Origin of the sequence: Pseudomonas sp. Z003-0.4C(8344-21), assembly GCF_900104975.1 — a bacterium.
In the GTDB taxonomy this organism is placed as follows: Bacteria; Pseudomonadota; Gammaproteobacteria; order Pseudomonadales; family Pseudomonadaceae; genus Aquipseudomonas; species Aquipseudomonas granadensis.
In genome coordinates this window covers 4,307,680-4,326,373 of sequence record NZ_LT629756.1, presented here as the reverse complement: position 1 = coordinate 4,326,373, position 18,694 = coordinate 4,307,680, and the positions used below count along the sequence as shown (strand labels likewise).

Below are 18,694 nucleotides of genomic sequence, written 5' to 3'. Positions count from 1 at the left end.
TGCCGCCAAACGTCACCGCCGCGGGGAGCGGCGGTGACGTGCAGTGCTAGCAGGCGTTGAACGAGTGTAGGACGGACTTTGGCAAAATGCGTTCAAGCAGCGATTTGTCTGACGAACTGTAGCGAAGAATCGACTGTTTACGGCTGCCAGCTGCTCTTTTCTCCGCTCAGTTTGCGATCAAGAAAGCTCGCCGCACTAATCAGCGCCAGGTGCGTCAGTGCTTGCGGCGTATTGCCCAAATGCCGGCCATGGCTGTCGAACTCTTCGGCGTAAAGGCCCAGCGGGTTGGCGTAACGCAGCAGTTGTTCGAACTCCAGATGGGCCTTTTCCACCTGCCCGGCGCGGGCCAGGCATTCGACGTACCAGAACGAGCACGCCGCGAAGGCGCCTTCGGTGCCGGTCAGACCATCGATGTTGTTGTCGTCGTTGCGATAGCGGTAGACCATGCCGTCGCGCACCAGGCTCTTCTCGATCGCTTCGAGGGTCGACAACCAGCGCGGGTCCTTGGCGCTGACAAACCGCACCAGCGGCATCAGCAGCATCGAGCCGTCGAGCGCGGTGCCGCCCTTGTACTGCACGAAATGCCCGCGTTCTTCGTCCCAGAAATTGTCCCAGATGTCAGCGTAGATCGCCTGCCGGGTCTTGTCCCATTGGCTGAAAGGCGCGGGCAGCGAGCGTTTCGAAGCCAGGCGGATAGCCCGGTCCAGCGCGACCCAGCACATCAGCCGCGAGTGCAGAAAGTGGTGCTGCTCACCGCGCATTTCCCAGATGCCGACGTCCTTGGTCTGCCAGGTCTCACACACCTGACCGACCACTTCGCAGACATGTTTCCAGCCTTCGTGAGAAATCGCATCGCCGTATTTGTTGACCAGATACACGGCATCCATCAGCTCACCGAAAATATCCAGCTGGATCTGATCGTAAGCCTGATTGCCGATGCGCACCGGTTGCGCACCGCCGTGTCCGGACAGGTGCGAGAGTTCGGTCTCGGGCAATTCCTGTTGGCCGTCGATGGCGTACAGAATGTTCAGCTTCATCGGTTTGCCGCAGCAATCGCTGACGCGCCCGCGCAGCCACTGCATGTAGTGGTTGGCTTCGTCGACGAAACCCAGGCGCATGAAGGCGTACACGGTGAACGAGGCGTCACGGATCCAGGTATAGCGATAGTCCCAATTGCGTTCGCCGCCGCGTGATTCCGGCAGGCCGAAGGTCGCGGCGGCGAGGATCGCGCCGTGGCGTCTCGAAGTCAGCAGCTTGAGCGCGAGGGCCGAGCGGTTGACTATTTCACGCCAGCGCCCGCGGTAGTTGGACTGGCCGATCCAGCCGCGCCAGAACTGCAAGGTGCGTTGCAGGCACAAATGCGCTGCGCCTTCCTGAAAGCGCGGATCGTCTTCGGCGCCGAGGATGAATTCGGCGCTTTGCTGGTGGGTCAGGGTGAAGGTGGCGACCGCCGCTTCAGTGTCGATGCTCAGCGGCTGATCGGCGGCCAGGCGCAGTGACGGCTGACCCTCGGCGCGGAATACCACGGTTTGCCCGTCCATGTGCGCACGAGTGTCGGCGCGAGCATAGTCGTGGCGCACGGCGCAGCGCATATGAAACGTCGCCTCACCGCTGACCACCCGCACGCGGCGCAGCAACACCGGCAAATCGTCCGGGTTGTCGGCCACCGGCAGCAGATCGGTGATTTCGACCACGGCGCGTTCGTTCAGCCAGCGGGTTTGCAGGACGTTGGTGTCGGGCAGGTAAATCTGCTCACGGCGTGCGTCCGGCAAGTCCGGCGCGAGCTGGAAGATTCCTGCTTCGGGGGTGTCCAGCAATGAACAGAAAATCGACGGGCTGTCGAACTCCGGCCAGCAGAAAAAATCCACGCTGCCGCGGTCGTTGATCAGCGCGGCGCTGCGCATGTCGCCGATGATGCCGTGAGCATCGATGGCGCTTTGTCGTTCCAGAGAATGCTCAGCCATTGCCGCGAAACTCCGGATAGAGGCTCATGCCGCCGTCGATGAACAGGGTGGTGCCGACGATATAGTCCGAGGCATCCGAGGCGAGAAACACCACGGCATTGGCGACGTCTTCGACATCGCCGATACGGCCGTAGGGAATCAGTTCGAGAAGTTTGTCTGCGGCGTCGTCGGCGGTGGCTTTGGCGTTGATCGCCGTGCGAATCGCCCCCGGCGCGATGCCGTTGATGCGAATGCGCTGATGGCTGACTTCTTGCGCCAGAGTTTGCATCAACTGATCGACGCCACCCTTGGATGCCGCGTAATTGACGTGCCCGGCCCAGGGTATGCGCTGATGCACCGAACTCATGTGAATGATCTTGCCGGCTGCGCGCGACACGCCTTCGCGAATGCCCTGACGATTGAAAATCCGCAGGGCGGCGCGGGCGCAGAGGAACTGGCCGGTGAGGTTGACGCCGATCACCGTGTTCCAGTCCTCGAGCGTCATGTCCACCGCTGGCGCATCCTTTTGCAACCCGGAATTGGCCAGCAGAATGTCCAGCGTACCGAAGGCGTCGAGGGTTTCGCTGAACAGCCGTTCGACCTCATCCTCCTTCGACACATCGGCGCCGATGGCAAGCGCCTGACCGCCATCGGCAATGATCTGCCGGGCCAGTTCTTCTGCAGGTTCAGCGTTGCTGTTGTAGTTGATGACGACCGCGGCGCCGGCTGCGGCGAGGGCTTTGGCACAGGCGTGGCCGATGCCGGAGCTGGCACCGGTGACCATCGCGACTTGTCGGGCGAGGGAAATCTGCATGGAAAGTTGCGCCTTGAGTGAGGGCTTACCTAGCTGACTGGTGGTGTGGCGCCAGAGTTCATTTGGCGCAAATGTCGGGATGGTTTTGCCGGCGTCTTCGCGAGCAGGCTCGCACACAGGGTTGGTGTACACCGCAAGTCCAAGGTGAGAGCGGCCTTTCACATTCCACCAACAATTGCGCGCTTCCCCCGCGCCGCGAGCCTATGGCAACGTGTCGGCCCTTGATGAGGCAGCAACCGATGGCAAATCCTTACCGCGAATTGTTCAACGCTCCCGGCGCGCGAAATTTTGTGCTGGCCGGGATGATCGCGCGCATGCCGATCTCCATGACCGGTATCGGCGTGATCACCATGCTTTCGCAACTCAAGGGCGGCTATGCGCTGGCCGGCGGCGTGGCGGCGACGTTTGCCCTGGCCACGGCGTTTTGCGCACCGCAGGTGGCGCGGCTGGTTGACCGTTTCGGTCAGGGGCGGATTCTGCCGTTGTCGGCGCTGATCGGTGGCGGGGCCCTGTTGCTGTTGCTGCTGTGTACCCGGTTGCAGGCACCGAGCTGGACGCTGTTCGTCTTTGCCGCGCTGGCTGGTTGCATGCCGAGCATGTCGGCGATGGTGCGGGCGCGCTGGACCGAAATCTATCGCGGTCAGCCACAATTGCAGACTGCCTATGCGCTGGAGTCGGTGCTCGACGAGGTGTGTTTTATCGTCGGCCCGCCATTGTCAGTGGGGCTGTGCGTGGCGGTGTTTCCCGAAGCGGGACCGTTGGCGGCGCTGCTGGCACTGGCAATAGGTGTGAGCGCATTCGTCGCGCAGCGCAGCACCGAGCCGCCGGTGCATGCGCATGCGTCTGAACATCACGGCTCGATCATCGCCTCGACCGACGTGCAACTGCTGCTGGCCCTGATGATCGCCATGGGCGTGATCGTCGGTGTGGTCGATGTGGTCAGCGTCGCGTTCGCGCAACACCAGGGGCAACCGGCGGCGGCGAGCATCGTGTTGTCGGTGTATGCGATCGGCTCGTGTCTGGCGGGCATCGCCTTCGGCGCGATGCGTTCGAAATTGCCGTTGCCGCGTTTGTTTTTGTACGGCGGGGTGGCGACGGCGGTGACCACGTTACCGTTGTTGCTGGCGAGCAATATTGTCAGCTTGTCGGTGGCAATGTTCGTGGCCGGGTTGTTCTTTTCGCCAACACTGATCGTGGCTATGGCCTTGATCGAGCGCATCGTGCCGCCGGCCAAATTGACCGAAGGCCTGACCTGGCTGGTCACCGGTTTGAGCATTGGTGTGGCAATTGGCGCGGCAGGCTCCGGGGCATTGGTCGATGCGTTCGGTGCGCGCAGCGGTTTCTGGCTGGCGATTGCCGCGGGGGCAGTGGTGCTCGGCGCTGCGGTGCAGAGCTTCCGTCATTTGAAATAGATCGCTGTTGTAGGCGTGAACCTGCTCGCGATAGCGGTGTGTCAGATGTTGGTGCAGTAACTGATACACCGCTATCGCGAGCAGGCTCACTCCTACAAGGGGATTGAGTGTTACCAGCCCCGGCCCGAATTCACCCAGAAATTCACTGACAGCGACGTCGACACCGACTCCACCTGATGGAACCAGCCCTCAGGGAGGAACAGCAAATCCCCGGCCTCCAGGGTCACCCGCAGAAACGGCACGTCGCGCGCGGCCGGGAAACGCTGGTAATCCGGTGCATCGGGATTGAAATCGCAACCATCCAGTCCGCCTTTCGGTGCCGTCGACCACGTGCCCAGCGCTTCACGATGATGCGGCGCGGCGAGGGTGAATGTTTTCTGCCCCCAGACCTGCGCGAACAAATTATCGGTGTCGTCACGGTGCAGCGGGGTCAGCGTGCCTTTCGGGCCGATCCAGATGCGTGGCGGGATGAACTGCGCGGCATCGAAGTAGGGCGGGTACTTGATCTGTTGCAGCAGTTGCGCCGGGAGAATGTTGTTGCCCATGTAGGCGGGCGGCGCGCCATCTGCGCTTTTCGTCGTCGGTTGGTCCAGTGAGGCGATGAATTCGGCCATCGAGGTCGAGCGAAAATCTCGCTCGGTGGAGAAGGTCTTTTTCACATAATCGCCGTGGCGGGTGATGCCCTGCAGCTCGGCGAAATGCACCAGCGATTCTTCGCGGCTGAGCTTGAACAGCGGCCAGTCGTGCAGCGCATTGCTGATGACCAGCGGAATGCCATTGGGCAGGTAACGGCTTCTGAATTCGGCCACCGACAGATCGCTGCGCGCAACACGTTCGACGCTGCGTTGCGTCGGCAGCCCAGCGGTGAGCTTTTCGCTGAAGCGCGGCGGCGTCGGATAGCGCTTGTTCATGTCGACCTTTTCCGCCACCGCGCCGCCGTGCATAGCGTGCTCGATGATCTGCGGCAGCAGCGTCGCCAGGCCCATGTTGCCGCCGATCTTCAGGCGGCCGCTGGCAAACAGTTCTTCGACGTTGGCGATGCCGCTCATGATCCCGAGAAAATCCTTCTCCGCGACTTCGATGGTCACGTCCGGGCTGGCGTGGCGGCCAGCCTCGGTGCGGCTGCCAGCCTTGACCTCGGACCAGTAGGCCTGCTGCGGGCCGAACACGAATTGAAACACGCCTTCGATGCCGACAGCGCCAGCATTGGCGAACAGTTTGCCGAGAATGCTCTGCAGGTCCACGGTGATCCCTCGTTATTGGTTTTGGCCTGAACAGTTAACGAGCAGTCGTTTGGGCAATTTACTGGCCGGCGACTAATTTGCCCGCCTGCGCATCCGTTTCTCTCTACAGATGAATTTTTCGAGGGAAGCGTGGTGACTCAGTTGACCCTGCTGTGCCTGCCGTATTCCGGCGCCAGTGCCATGGTCTACAGCCGCTGGCGGCCGAAGTTGCCGCAGTGGCTGCGCTTGCAACCGGTCGAGCTGCCGGGGCGCGGCGCGCGTTTTGGCGAACCGCTGCACACCGATATGCGCGTGCTGGCGATGCAACTGGCCAGAGAATTGCGGCCGACACTGCATGCACCCTATGCGCTGTTCGGCCATAGTCTCGGCGCCTTGCTGGCCTGCGAAATGGCCCATGCCTTGCGCGCGCTGGGCTGCCCGGAACCGGTGGCACTGTTCGCTTCAGGCACGGCGGCGCCGACCCTGCGTGCCGATTACGATCGCGGCTTTGCCGAACCGAAAACCGATGCCGAGCTGATCGAGCAACTGCGCACACTCAATGGCACCCGCGAAGAAGTGCTCGCCAATGAAGAACTGATGAGCCTGACCCTGCCGATCCTGCGCGCCGATTTCCAGTTATGCGGCAAATTCGAGCCGGTGCAGCGCCCGCTGCTCAATTGCCCGGTGCACGTGCTCGGCGGCAAGGCCGACCGCGCCACCACCGAGCAGTTGATCGGCTGGAGCCAGGAAACCCACGGCAGCTTCTCGGTGGACATGCTGGCCGGCGGGCACTTCTTCATCCACGAACACGAAGCCAAAGTGCTCAAGGTGATCAAGGATCAGCTGGAGAGGCATCACCGCCGCCACGCCATCGCCGCAACCGCTTGATCAACATCAAACCCCTTTGGGGGCGAGCTTGCTCCTGCACTGGCTGTTCGCCGAACCACAAATTTCCGCTCATCCTCAAATCCCTGTAGGAGTGAGCCTGCTCGCGATGGCGTTGTATCAGTCGATAGTGATGTCGCCTGATCCATCGCCTTCGCGAGCAGGCTCACTCCTGCAAGGGTTCTGTGTGGGCCTGAAAGCCCTCGGTAGTCTCGTCTGACAGTTGTTCTCATTCGCTAATTTTTCCGGTCTGCATTCGTTTTACAGGGATGACGTGCCTTTGTGCTTCCTGCCTACTGATCCGGATGCTGAGAAATGAATGCTGAAGACTCCTTGAAACTTGCTCGCCGGTTTATCGGGTTGCCCCTGGAAAAGCGCCAGATGTTCCTTGCGGCCCTGCAAAAGGAGGGCGTTGATTTCGCCCGGTTCCCGATTCCGACCGGGATCGAGGCCGAGGACCGTCAGGCGTTGTCCTACGCGCAGCGGCGCATGTGGTTTCTCTGGCAGCTCGATCCGCAGAGCGGCGCCTATAACCTGCCGGGTGCAGTGCGCCTGAGCGGTCAGCTGAATCTGCTCGCGCTGGAACAGGCGTTTGCCAGTCTGGTCGAGCGCCACGAAACCCTGCGCACGGTGTTCCAGCGTCAGAATGACGACAGCCTGCTGCAAGTACCAGCCACTGCACCTTTGCTGATCAAGCACGAGGATTTCAGCGCGTTGCCGACCAGCGAACGGGAACAGGCTGTGGTCAGTTCCGCCGAACAGCAATCGCTGTTGCCGTTCGATCTGGCGGTCGGCCCGCTGTTGCGCGTGACCTTGCTAAAGCTCGCCGAGCAGGAGCACGTGCTGCTGCTGACCCTGCACCACATCGTCTCCGATGGCTGGTCGATGAACGTGCTGATCGACGAGTTCATCCGTTGCTACGACGCGTTCGATGTCGGGCTGGCGCCGCAACTGGCCGCGTTGCCGATCCAATACAGCGACTACGCGCTGTGGCAGCGACGCTGGCTGGAGGCGGGCGAGCAGGCGCGGCAACTCGATTACTGGCAGGCGCAACTGGGCGATGAGCATCCAGTGCTGGAACTGCCGCTGGACCATTCGCGCCCGGCGATGCCGAGCTATCGCGGTACGCGCTACGAATTCGCCATCGATGAAGCCCTGGCCGGGCAATTGCGCCACACCGCGCAGCAGCACCAGGTCACCTTGTTCATGCTGTTGCTCGCGGCGTTCAACGCCTTGCTGCACCGTTACACCGGGCAGAGCGATATCCGCGTCGGCGTGCCGATTGCCAACCGCAACCGAGGTGAAACCGAAGGGCTGATCGGCTTCTTCGTCAACACCCAGGTGTTGCGCACGCAACTGGATGGGCAGACTCGTGTCGACGCTCTGCTGCGCGCCGTCAAGGAAACTGCGCTCGGCGCCCAGGCCCATCAGGATCTGCCGTTCGAGCAACTGGTCGACGCGCTGAAACTTGAGCGCAGCCTCAGCCACACGCCGCTGTTTCAGGTGATGTACAACCATCAACCACACGTGGCCGATATCGCCAGCCTCAGCACTGCCTCGGGCCTGGTGCTCGACAGCCTTGACTGGCAGAGTCGCACCACTCAGTTTGACCTGACGCTGGACACCTACGAGCAGGGCGGCAGGCTGCGTGCCGCATTGACCTACGCCAGCGATCTGTTCGAGGCACCGACCATCGAGCGCATGGCGCAGCACTGGTTGCGCCTGCTTGCGGCGATGGTCGCCGATCCGTCGCAACGCATCGGCGAATTGCCGCTGCTCGACGCCGACGAGCAACACACTCTGGTGCATGAGTGGAACAACGTTCAGGCGGACTACCCGAGCAGCACGCCGATCCATCAACTGATCGAAGCGCAGGTAGCGCGTACGCCGGATGCACCGGCGCTGTTGTTTGCCGAGCAGTCGCTGAGCTATGCCGCACTGGACGCCCGGGCCAATCGTCTGGCGCATCTGCTGCGCGAACAAGGCGTGCGCGCCGACAGTCTGGTTGGCGTTTGCGCGTTGCGGTCGGTGGAAATGGTCGTCGCGCTGCTGGCAGTCCTCAAGTCCGGCGGCGCTTACGTACCGCTCGATCCGGAATACCCGCAGGAACGCCTGGCCTACATGATCGAGGACAGCGGCATCACTTTGCTGTTGACTCAGGCTGCGCTGCGCTCAGCGCTGCCGACCGATGCGGTGCAGGTGATCACGCTGGACCAGCCCGATCTGCTCGAAGGCTATAGCGACCAGCGTCCAGACGTCAGTGTCGATCCGTTGAACCTGGCTTACGTGATTTACACCTCAGGCTCCACCGGTAAACCGAAAGGCGCCGGCAACAGCCACGCGGCATTGGTCAACCGCTTGTGCTGGATGCAGGAGGCCTACGGGCTGAGCGCCAGCGATGCGGTGTTGCAGAAAACCCCGTTCAGTTTCGACGTCTCGGTCTGGGAGTTCTTCTGGCCGCTGCTCACCGGTGCGCGGCTGGTGGTCGCCGCGCCGGGCGCGCACCGCGATCCGCTGCAACTGATCGACACCATCAACCACTACGGCATCAGCACGCTGCACTTCGTGCCGTCGATGTTGCAGGCATTCATTCACGAGCCCGGCGTGGAAAGCTGCGTCGGCCTCAAACGCATCGTTTGCAGCGGTGAAGCTTTGCCGCTGGACGCGCAATTGCAGGTCTTCGCCAAGCTGCCAGCTACCGGTCTCTACAACCTCTACGGCCCCACCGAAGCGGCCATCGATGTTACCCACTGGACTTGCGTCGATGAGGGCGCCGACAGCGTGCCGATCGGTCGGCCGATCGCCAACCTGCGCACCCACGTGCTCGACGCCGAACTGCTGCCGGTGCCCAGTGGTGTGGCCGGCGAGCTGTACCTGGGTGGCGCCGGGCTGGCGCGCAGTTATCACCAGCGCCCGGGGCTGACTGCCGAGCGTTTCGTGCCGTGCCCGTTCCATCCCGGCGCGCGTCTTTATCGCACCGGCGACCGGGTGCACCAGCGTGGCGATGGGGTGATCGAATACCTCGGCCGTCTCGACCATCAAGTGAAGTTGCGCGGCTTGCGCATCGAACTGGGCGAAATCGAAACCCGCCTGATGCAGCACCCGCTGGTGCGTGAAGCGGTAGTGCTGGTGCCGGATGGCAAACAGCTGGTCGCCTGGCTGGTGCTGGACAATCCGCAGCCGTCCGCTGACTGGCAGCAAGACGTCAAAGCCTGGCTGCTCGGCAGCCTGCCGGAATTCATGGTGCCAACCTGCCTGATCACGCTGGAGAAATTGCCGGTCACCGCCAACGGCAAACTTGACCGCAAAGCCTTGCCGCCAGCGGATGCCGCGCCACAGCAAGCATTCGTCGCGCCGCAGGATGCGCTGCAAAAACATCTCGCGGCGATCTGGGAAGACGTGCTCGGCCGTGAGCGCGTAGGTCTGGAAGACAATTTCTTCGAGCTGGGCGGCGACTCGATCATCTCGATTCAAGTGGTCAGCCGCGCGCGACAGGCCGGCATTCGCCTGAGCCCGCGCGATCTGTTCCAGTACCAGACCGTGCGTACCTTGGCGCGGGTGGCAAGTCTCGATCAACAGACCACCGTGGATCAGGCTGCTGTAACCGGCGCCGCAGTGCTCGGGCCGATCCAGCAGCATTTTTTCAGTCAGGCGATGCCGGTGCGTGAACACTGGAACCAGTCGTTGCTGCTGACCCCGCGCGAAACCCTGAACGCGCAGTGGCTCGACGCGGCGCTGACGCAACTGATCAATCATCACGACGCCTTGCGCCTGCGCTTTGTCGAAGGCGCTGAAGGCTGGCAGCAAAGCCATGGTCCGCTGATCGATAGCGCTGACCTGTGGGTGCGCGATGCGCAATCCGCCGAAGAATTGCAGACGCTGTGCAACCACGCCCAGCGTAGCCTCGACCTGCAACAAGGTCCGTTGCTGCGGGCATTACTGGTGAGCATGGCGGACGGTAGCCAGCGTCTGGCGCTGATCATTCATCACTTGGTCGTCGACGGGGTTTCCTGGCGCGTACTGCTGGAAGATCTGCAGCAGGCGTATGAACAACGGGCGGCCGGTGGCGGCATTCAGTTGCCGGCGAAAACCCACGCGTTTCAGCAGTGGACCGCGCGTCTTGCTGACGAGGCTTCGCGTTTCGATGAGCAACTGGCGTACTGGAAAGCCCAGCATCTGGACGCCCGGGATCTGCCGTGCGAACGCCCGCAGGGCAGTCTGGAAAATCGCCACGGCGAAAAAATCGAATGGCGCCTCGACGCCGAGCGCACTCGACAGTTGCTGCAACAAGCGCCGGCGGCGTATCGCACTCAGGTCAATGACCTGTTGCTCACGGCGCTGGCACGCACCGTCAGCCGCTGGAGTCAGCAGCCGGGCACGCTGATCGAACTGGAAGGGCATGGTCGCGAAGACCTGTTCGATGACATCGACCTGACCCGCACCGTCGGTTGGTTGACCAGTCTGTTTGCGCTCAAGCTGACCGCGGCCGAAGACCTCGACGCTTCGATCAAGATGATCAAGGAGCAACTGCGCGCGGTGCCGGACAAAGGTCTGGGTTATGGCGTGCTGCGTTATCTGGCGGCGCCCGCGGTGCGCGGCGAACTGGCTGGGTTGGCGCCACCGCGCATCACGTTCAATTATCTCGGCCAGTTCGACCGCCAGTTCGACGAGGCGGCGCTGTTCGTGCCGTGCGCCGAAACCAGCGGCGTCGCCCAGGATCCGGCGGCACCGCTCGCCAACTGGCTGACCGTGGAAGGTCAGGTCTACGGCGGTGAACTGTCGATGAGCTGGGGCTTCAGCCGCGAGATGTTCGACAGTGCAACGGTGCAGGCGCTGGTCGATCAGTACGCCATTGAGTTGCATGCGCTGATCGAGCATTGCTGTGCATTGCCAATTGCGCAGGCGACGCCATCGGACTTCCCGCTGGCGCGCATCAGCCAGACGCAACTCGATGCGCTGCCGCTGCCGGCAGGTCAGCTTGACGATGTCTATCCGCTGTCGCCGATGCAGCAGGGCTTGCTGTTCCACACACTGTACGAACAGGCGGCGGGTGAGTACATCAACCAGTTGCGTGTCGATGTGCAAGGCCTCGACGCTGAACGCTTCCGCGCCGCGTGGCAGGCCACGGTCGATGCGCAGGATATTTTGCGCAGCGGTTTTGTCTGGCAGGGCGAGCTGGCGCAGCCGCTGCAGATCGTGCACAAACAGGTGCAATTGCCCTTCACCACGCTCGACTGGCGTGACCGCGACGATCAACCGACGGCGCTCGCGACACTGGCGGAGGCCGAGCGGCAGCAAGGTTTCGATCTGACGCAGGCGCCATTGTTGCGACTGCTGCTGGTGCAAACCGGCGCCGAGCAGTGGCATCTGATTTACACCCATCACCACATCCTGATGGACGGCTGGAGCAATGCGCAGCTGCTTGGCGAAGTGTTGCAACGCTACAGCGGTCGAAACCCGGAAAACAATGGCGGGCGTTATCGCGATTACATCGCCTGGCTGCAACGCCAGGACGGCCAGTTGAGCGAGGCCTTCTGGACCGAGCAACTGGCCGCGCTGCACGAGCCGACCCGACTGGCGCGCGCGGCCACCGCTGGTGAGCAGCACAGCGGTCACGGCGATCATTACCTGACCCTGGATGCGCAACGCACGCAACGCCTGGAAGCGTTCGCGCGCCAGCAGAAAGTCACCGTCAACACGCTGATGCAAGCCGCGTGGCTGCTGTTGCTGCAACGCTACACCGGCCTTGACGCGGTGGCGTTCGGGGCGACGGTGGCCGGGCGTCCGGCCGAGTTGCCGGGCATCGAGCAACAGGTCGGTCTGTTCATCAATACCTTGCCGGTGATCGGCGCGCCGCGTCCGGATCAAAGCGTTGGCGACTGGCTGCAAGCGGTGCAGGCGCAGAACCTCAGCCTGCGGGATTTCGAGCACACGCCGCTGGCGGACATCCAGCGCTGGGCCGGGCAGGGCGGCGAAGCGCTGTTCGACAACATTCTGGTGTTCGAAAACTACCCGATTGCCCAGGCGCTGAGTCAGGCGGGGCAGGGTCTGCAGTTCGGCGAGGTCGGCAACCTTGAGCAGACCCACTATGCGCTGAGCGTCGCCGTCACCCTCGGCGAGCACCTGGCGCTGCACTACAGCTTCGACCGCGGCCAGTTCGCTCGCGCGGTGATCGAAGGCATCAGTGCGCATCTGCTGCAACTACTCGAAGAATTCGCGCTGTCAGCGACGCGTAACCTCGGTGAAATCGCCCTCGCAGACGCTCAGGAGCATGCGCGCCAGCAAGGCGAAAACCATCCGCAACCGTATCCGGTGAATATCGGTGTGCATCAGCGCATTGCGGCGCTGGCCGCCGAGCGTCCGCAGCGCACCGCGGTGATTTTCAATGGCAGGCATTTCAGTTATGGCGAGATCGACCAGCGCGCCAATCAACTGGCCCATGCGCTGATCGCCCGTGGCGTCGGCGCGGAAACCCGCGTCGGCGTGGCCCTGCCGCGCAGCGAGTCGGTGATCGTTGCACTGCTGGCGGTGCTCAAGGCGGGCGGCGCCTATGTGCCGCTGGATACTCATTATCCGCGCGAGCGTCTGGCCTACCTGATCAAGGATTCCGGGCTGGCGCTGCTGATCAGCGATTCGTCGGTGTCGGCGCAACTGCCAGTCGCCGCAGCGGTGCCGCTGCTGGAGCTGGATCGTCTGGAGGTGAGCGAATGGCCGGTCGCAGCACCGCCGGTAAACCTCGACCCGGACAACCTCGCCTATGTGATCTACACCTCCGGCTCCACGGGCAATCCGAAAGGCGTCAGCGTCGCCCACGGGCCGTTGGCCATGCATTGCCAGGCCATCGGTGAGCGCTATGAAATGCGCGACAGCGACTGCGAATTCCACTTCATGTCGTTCGCCTTCGACGGCGCCCACGAACGCTGGCTCACCAGCCTGACCCACGGCGCCTCGCTGCTGATTCGCGACGACACCTTGTGGACGCCGGAGCAGACCTATAACGCGATGATCGAACACGGTGTGACCGTGGTGGCGTTCCCGCCGGTGTATCTGCAGCAACTGGCCGAGCATGCCGAGCGCGTCGGCAACCCACCGAAAGTGCGGATCTACTGCTTCGGCGGCGATGCTGTGCCGAGCGCCAGTTTCGAGCGGGTCAAACGCGCGCTGGATCCGGATTACATCATCAACGGCTACGGCCCGACCGAAACCGTGGTCACGCCGCTGATCTGGAAGGCCGGCCGCGAAGAGCCGTGCGGCGCGGCCTACGCGCCGATCGGCAGCCGTATCGGCGACCGCAGCGCTTATGTCCTCGACGCTGCGCTGAACCTGCTGCCACAAGGCATGGCCGGTGAGTTGTACCTCGGTGGCAGCGGTCTGGCGCGTGGTTACCTGAATCGTCCGGGGTTGACTGCCGAACGCTTTGTTGCTGATCCGTTCAGCACCGGTGGCTTGCTTTATCGCACCGGGGATCTGGTGCGCCAGCGCGGCGACGGTACCTTCGACTACCTCGATCGCATCGACAATCAGGTGAAAATCCGTGGTTTCCGCATCGAGCTCGGCGAGGTCGAAGCCGCCCTGCAAGCCCTTGCCGGCGTGCGCGAAGCGGTGGTGATTGCGCAGGAAGGCAGTGGCGGCAGCGGCAAGCGTCTGGTGGCGTACGTGGTCAGTGATTCGAGCCGTGCCGACTTTACTGAAGAACTGCGCGCGCAACTCGCGGCCAGTCTGCCGGCGCACATGGTTCCGGCGTACGTTTTGCGCCTTGAGCGTCTGCCACTGACCCCGAACGGCAAACTCGATCGCAAGAACCTGCCGAAGCCGGATGTCAGCCAACTGCAACAGGTTTATGTGGCGCCGCAGACCGCGCTGGAGCAGCAACTGGCGGCGATCTGGCAGGACGTGCTCAAGCTTGAGCAGGTCGGCATCAGCGACAACTTCTTCGAGCTGGGCGGCGATTCGATCATCTCGATTCAGGTGGTCAGCCGTGCGCGGCAAGCCGGGATTCGCTTCACCCCCAAAGACCTCTTCGAGCACCAGACCATTGCCGCGCTGGCCGTGGTCGCGCAGACCGGTGAAGCGCTGCACCTGATCGATCAGCACGCGGTGACCGGCAGCAGCGCGCTGCTGCCGATTCATCAGGAATTCTTCGCGCAAGCAATCCCTGACCGCCATCACTGGAACCAGTCGGTGATGCTCAAACCCTCGCAAACGCTGAACGCACAGGTGCTGGAGCAAGCGCTGGATGCGCTGGTTGTGCACCACGACAGCTTGCGTCTGCAATTTGTCGAGCAGGCTGACGGCTGGGCTGCGCATTACCGCGACGTCGCCACCCAAGCGGGCGAAACGATTCTTTGGCAGGTCGAGGTCGCTGACCTCGAAGCTTTAGAGACGCTGGGCGACAAGGCGCAGCGCAGCCTGCAACTGAGTGGCGGTTCGCTGATCCGCGCGGTGCTGGCCGATCTGGCTGACGGTTCGCAACGGCTGTTGCTGATCGTCCATCACCTGGTGGTCGATGGCGTGTCGTGGCGGATTCTGTTCGAAGACCTGCAAAACGCTTATCGGCAGATCAGCGCCGGGCAGGCTGTGCAGCTTCCGGCGAAAACCAGCGCGGTCAAGGACTGGGCAACGGCGTTGCAGGACTACGCTAACAGCCCTGCCTTGCAAGCCGAGCCGGGCTTCTGGCAGCAGCAGTTGCACGGTGCCTCGGCGGCGTTGCCGTACGACCGTCCGGACGGTGGGCAACGACACGATCAGGCGCTGACTATTCGTAGCAAACTGGACAAGACCCTGACTCGCCAGCTGTTGCAGGACGCCCCCCAGGCCTATCGCACGCAAGTCAACGACCTGCTGCTGACCGCGCTGGCGCGGGTGCTGGTGCGCTGGACCGGTGCCGACAAGGCGCTGGTGCTGCTCGAGGGCCACGGTCGCGAAGATCTGTTCGAGCACATCGACCTGACCCGCAGCGTCGGCTGGTTCACCAGCATCTACCCGGCCTGCCTGACGCCGGCCGCCGAGCTGGGCGCCTCGCTCAAGCAAGTCAAAGAACAACTGCGGGCGATTCCGCACAAGGGCATCGGCTTCGGCGCGCTGGCGTACCTGGGCGATGAACAGGCACGCCAGGCCCTGCAAGCCTTGCCGGTACCGCGCCTGACCTTCAACTATCTGGGTCAGTTCGACGGCAGTTTTGGCGAGGCCGATCACGCCTTGTTCGTACCGACCGGCGAAGCCGCCGGTGCCGAAGTCAACCTGCAAGGTCCGCTGGGCAATCCACTGGCGCTGAACGGCAAAGTCTTCGGCGGTGAGCTGGACCTGAACTGGACCTACAGCAGCGGCCTGTTCGATGCTGCGACCATTCAGCGCCTGGCCGATGACTATGTGCAGGAGCTGACGGCCCTGATCGGCCATTGCTGCGCCAGCGGCAACCGTGGCGTGACGCCGTCGGATTTCCCGCTGGCGCAGTTGTCGCAAGCGCAACTCGATGGGTGGGTGCTGGCGCCGCAGAGCATCGACGATATTTACCCGTTGTCGCCGATGCAGCAGGGCATGCTGTTCCACACCCTGCTCGAACACGGCAATGGCGATTACATCAACCAGATGCGCCTCGACGTCGACGGTGTCGAGCCGCAGCGCTTCCGTGCGGCCTGGCAAGCGGCAGTGGATGCCCATGACATTTTGCGCAGTGGCTTCTTCTGGCAGGGCGATCTGCCGCAACCGCTGCAAGTGGTGCAGCGTCAGGTCGAGGTACCGTTCAGCGTCATCGACTGGCGCGGCAAGAGCGACCTCGACGCGGCGTTGCAAACCCTCGCCGACGAAGAACGCGCGCTGGGCCTGGACCTGAACAGTGCGCCGTTGTTGCGTCTGGTGCTGGTACGCACGGCGACTGATCGTCATCACCTGATCTACACCAATCACCACATCCTGATGGACGGCTGGAGCAGCGCGCAGTTGCTTGGCGAAGTCCTGCAGCACTACCGCGGCGAAGCGGTCGCGCGGCCTGCGGGGCGTTATCGTGATTACATCGGCTGGTTGCAGCGTCAGGACGCGGCAGCGGCCGAAAATTACTGGTTGGCAACGTTGCGCGAACTGCGCGAGCCGACGCGTCTGGCCGATGCGATTGCGCGGCCGAATGACGCTTTGCCGAGTGTCGGTTACGGCGATCATTACCAGGTGCTGGACGCCGACCTGACCCGGCGCCTGAGCGAATTTGCCCGGGCGGCGAAAGTCACTGTCAACACCGTGGTGCAAGCGGCGTGGTTGCTGCTGTTGCAGCGCTACAGCGGGAAAACCTGCGTGGCCTTCGGCGCGACCGTGGCTGGGCGGCCAGCCGATGTGCCGGGCGTCGAGGCGCAGATCGGCCTGTTCATCAACACACTGCCGGTGGTCGCCGCGCCGCACGCGCAGCAGGGTCTGAGCGAATGGCTGCAAGCCGTGCAGGGGCAAAACCTCGCCTCTCGGGAATTCGAACACACGCCTCTGGCCGACATTCAGCGTTGGGCCGGGCAGGGCGGCGATGCGCTGTTCGACAGCCTGATGGTGTTCGAGAACTACCCGATCGCCGAAGCGCTGGAACGTGGCGCGCCGCAAGGCCTGCGCTTCGGTGCGGTGGTCAATCAGGAGCAGACCAACTATCCGCTGACCCTGCTGGTGAATCTGGGCGCGCAGCTATCGGTGCATTTCAGCTATCAGCGTGACTGCTTCGCCCCGGCCAGCGTGGCGCAGCTGGGTGCGCATCTGCAGCGTCTGCTGATGCAGATGAGCGAGGCGGGCGAGCGCACGCTTGGCGAGTTGCAGCTGGTCGTAGACGTTCCGCGCGTTGACACCTCGTTCGTCACTGAACAGTGCATTCATCAGGCCATTGCCGAGCAGGTAGCAGCGGCGCCTGATGCGCTGGCGGTGACCTTCAACGATAGACAATTGAGCTACGCCGAACTGGACGCACAGGCCAATCGTCTGGCGCACAAGCTCATCGAAATGGGCGTCGGCCCGGAAGTGCGCGTGGGCGTGGCGATGCCGCGCTCCGAGCAGTTGCTGGTCGCCCTGCTGGCGGTGCTCAAGGCTGGCGGCGCCTATGTGCCGCTGGACCCGGATTACCCGGCCGATCGCGTCGCTTACATGCTCGAAGACAGCCGTGCGCGAGTGTTGCTCACCTCGCAAGCGGTCGCTGCGACATTGAGCGTACCGGCCCAAACCCAAGTGGTGCTGATGGATCTGGTTGATCTGAGCCGGTACCCAACCGCTGCGCCGCAAACGAACGTGCAGCCGGACAACCTCGCTTACGTGATCTACACCTCCGGCTCCACCGGCAAGCCAAAAGGCGTGGCGATTGCCCATCGCAACGTCATGGCGTTGATCGACTGGTCGGCCAAGGTCTACAGCCGCGACGATATTCAGGGTGTGCTGGCGTCGACGTCGGTGTGCTTCGATTTGTCGGTGTGGGAACTGTTCGTAACGCTGGCAAACGGCGGTTCGCTGATCATCGCGCGCAACGCGCTGGAACTGGCGCAATTGCCGGCGCGTGATCAGGTGCGGTTGATCAACACTGTGCCATCAGCTATTGCCGCATTGCAGCGTGCCGGGCAGATTCCTGCCAGCGTTCGGATCATCAATCTGGCCGGCGAACCGCTCAAGCAAGGTCTGGTCGACGCGCTGTATCAGCAGCCGAACGTTGAGCACGTCTACGACCTGTACGGCCCGTCGGAAGACACCACCTACTCGACCTGGACCCGCCGTGTTTCGGGTGGTCAACCGCGTATCGGTCGCGCGCTCGACCACAGCGCCAGTCATTTGCTGGATGCCGATCTGCATCTCGTACCGCAGGGCGTTGCGGCGGAGCTGTACCTGTCCGGCGCTGGCATCACCCGCGGTTACCTCGGCCGCGCGGCGATGACCGCCGAGCGTTTCGTACCCAATCCATTCAGCGGCAACGGCGAGCGGATGTACCGCACCGGCGACCTGATTCGCCAGCGCGAAAACGCCGAACTGGAGTACCTGGGGCGTATCGACCATCAAGTGAAAATTCGTGGATTCCGTATCGAACTGGGTGAGATCGAGGCGCGATTGCTCGCTCAAGCCGAGGTTATGCAAGCGGCGGTGCTGGCGGTGGACAGCGATAGCGGCGCGCAACTGGTGGCCTACGTGGTCGCTCCGCAACTGGACATGCAGGACGGTCAAGCGCAGCGGCAACTGCGCGACGGACTAAAGACTGGCCTCAAGTCTTCGTTACCTGACTACATGATTCCCGCGCAGCTGCTGTTCCTTGAGCAGTTGCCACTGACCCCCAACGGCAAACTCGACCGCAAGGCCTTGCCGACGGTGAATGCCAGCCAGATGCAGGCCGCGTATGTCGCGCCGCAGAGCGAGCTTGAGCAGCAGGTCGCGGCGATCTGGCAGCAAGTACTCGACGTCGAACGTATCGGTCGCAGC

6 protein-coding genes (1 of these 6 cut by a window edge) are annotated in these 18,694 nt (G+C 63.0%); 3 read left to right on the top strand and 3 right to left on the bottom strand.

Annotation, left to right across the window (positions count from 1 at the left end; translation table 11 throughout):
* Window positions 1-137 precede the first annotated feature (137 nt).
* Together BLU24_RS19475 and BLU24_RS19470 are read right to left on the bottom strand one after the other, a co-directional pair.
* Entirely contained in the window at window positions 138-1,964 is a 1,827-nt protein-coding gene (locus BLU24_RS19475) for a glycoside hydrolase family 15 protein (protein WP_093102937.1), read from the bottom strand.
* Complete coding sequence (locus BLU24_RS19470) at window positions 1,957-2,757, bottom strand: glucose 1-dehydrogenase (RefSeq protein ID WP_090282604.1); 801 nt, start codon at window positions 2,755-2,757, stop codon at window positions 1,957-1,959. The genes BLU24_RS19475 and BLU24_RS19470 overlap by 8 nt, the downstream gene beginning before the upstream one ends.
* 239 nt (window positions 2,758-2,996) lie before the next feature.
* Here BLU24_RS19470 and BLU24_RS19465 point away from each other — a divergent pair, with 239 nt between their 5' ends.
* On the top strand, window positions 2,997-4,169 hold the full coding sequence (locus tag BLU24_RS19465; protein ID WP_093102934.1) for an MFS transporter: 1,173 nt from the start codon (window positions 2,997-2,999) through the stop codon (window positions 4,167-4,169).
* 110 nt (window positions 4,170-4,279) lie between these two features.
* Here the strand turns inward: BLU24_RS19465 and BLU24_RS19460 are convergent, their stop codons facing one another.
* Window positions 4,280-5,413 carry a cupin-like domain-containing protein gene (locus BLU24_RS19460; RefSeq protein WP_093102932.1) on the bottom strand — a complete coding sequence of 378 codons (1,134 nt, stop codon included), beginning with the start codon at window positions 5,411-5,413 and terminating at the stop codon, window positions 4,280-4,282.
* A gap of 129 nt (window positions 5,414-5,542) precedes the next feature.
* Between BLU24_RS19460 and BLU24_RS19455 the strand changes: the two genes are divergently transcribed.
* Together BLU24_RS19455 and BLU24_RS19450 are read left to right on the top strand one after the other, a co-directional pair.
* Window positions 5,543-6,280, top strand: a complete 738-nt coding sequence (locus BLU24_RS19455; protein ID WP_093102929.1) for a thioesterase II family protein — start codon at window positions 5,543-5,545, stop codon at window positions 6,278-6,280.
* Between the two features lie 312 nt (window positions 6,281-6,592).
* On the top strand, window positions 6,593-18,694 hold the 5' portion of the coding sequence (locus BLU24_RS19450) for a non-ribosomal peptide synthetase (protein WP_093102926.1). The gene runs 216 nt beyond the window's last position; 12,102 of the gene's 12,318 nt are visible here — the first part of the coding sequence; its start codon is at window positions 6,593-6,595; the stop codon falls past the right edge of the window.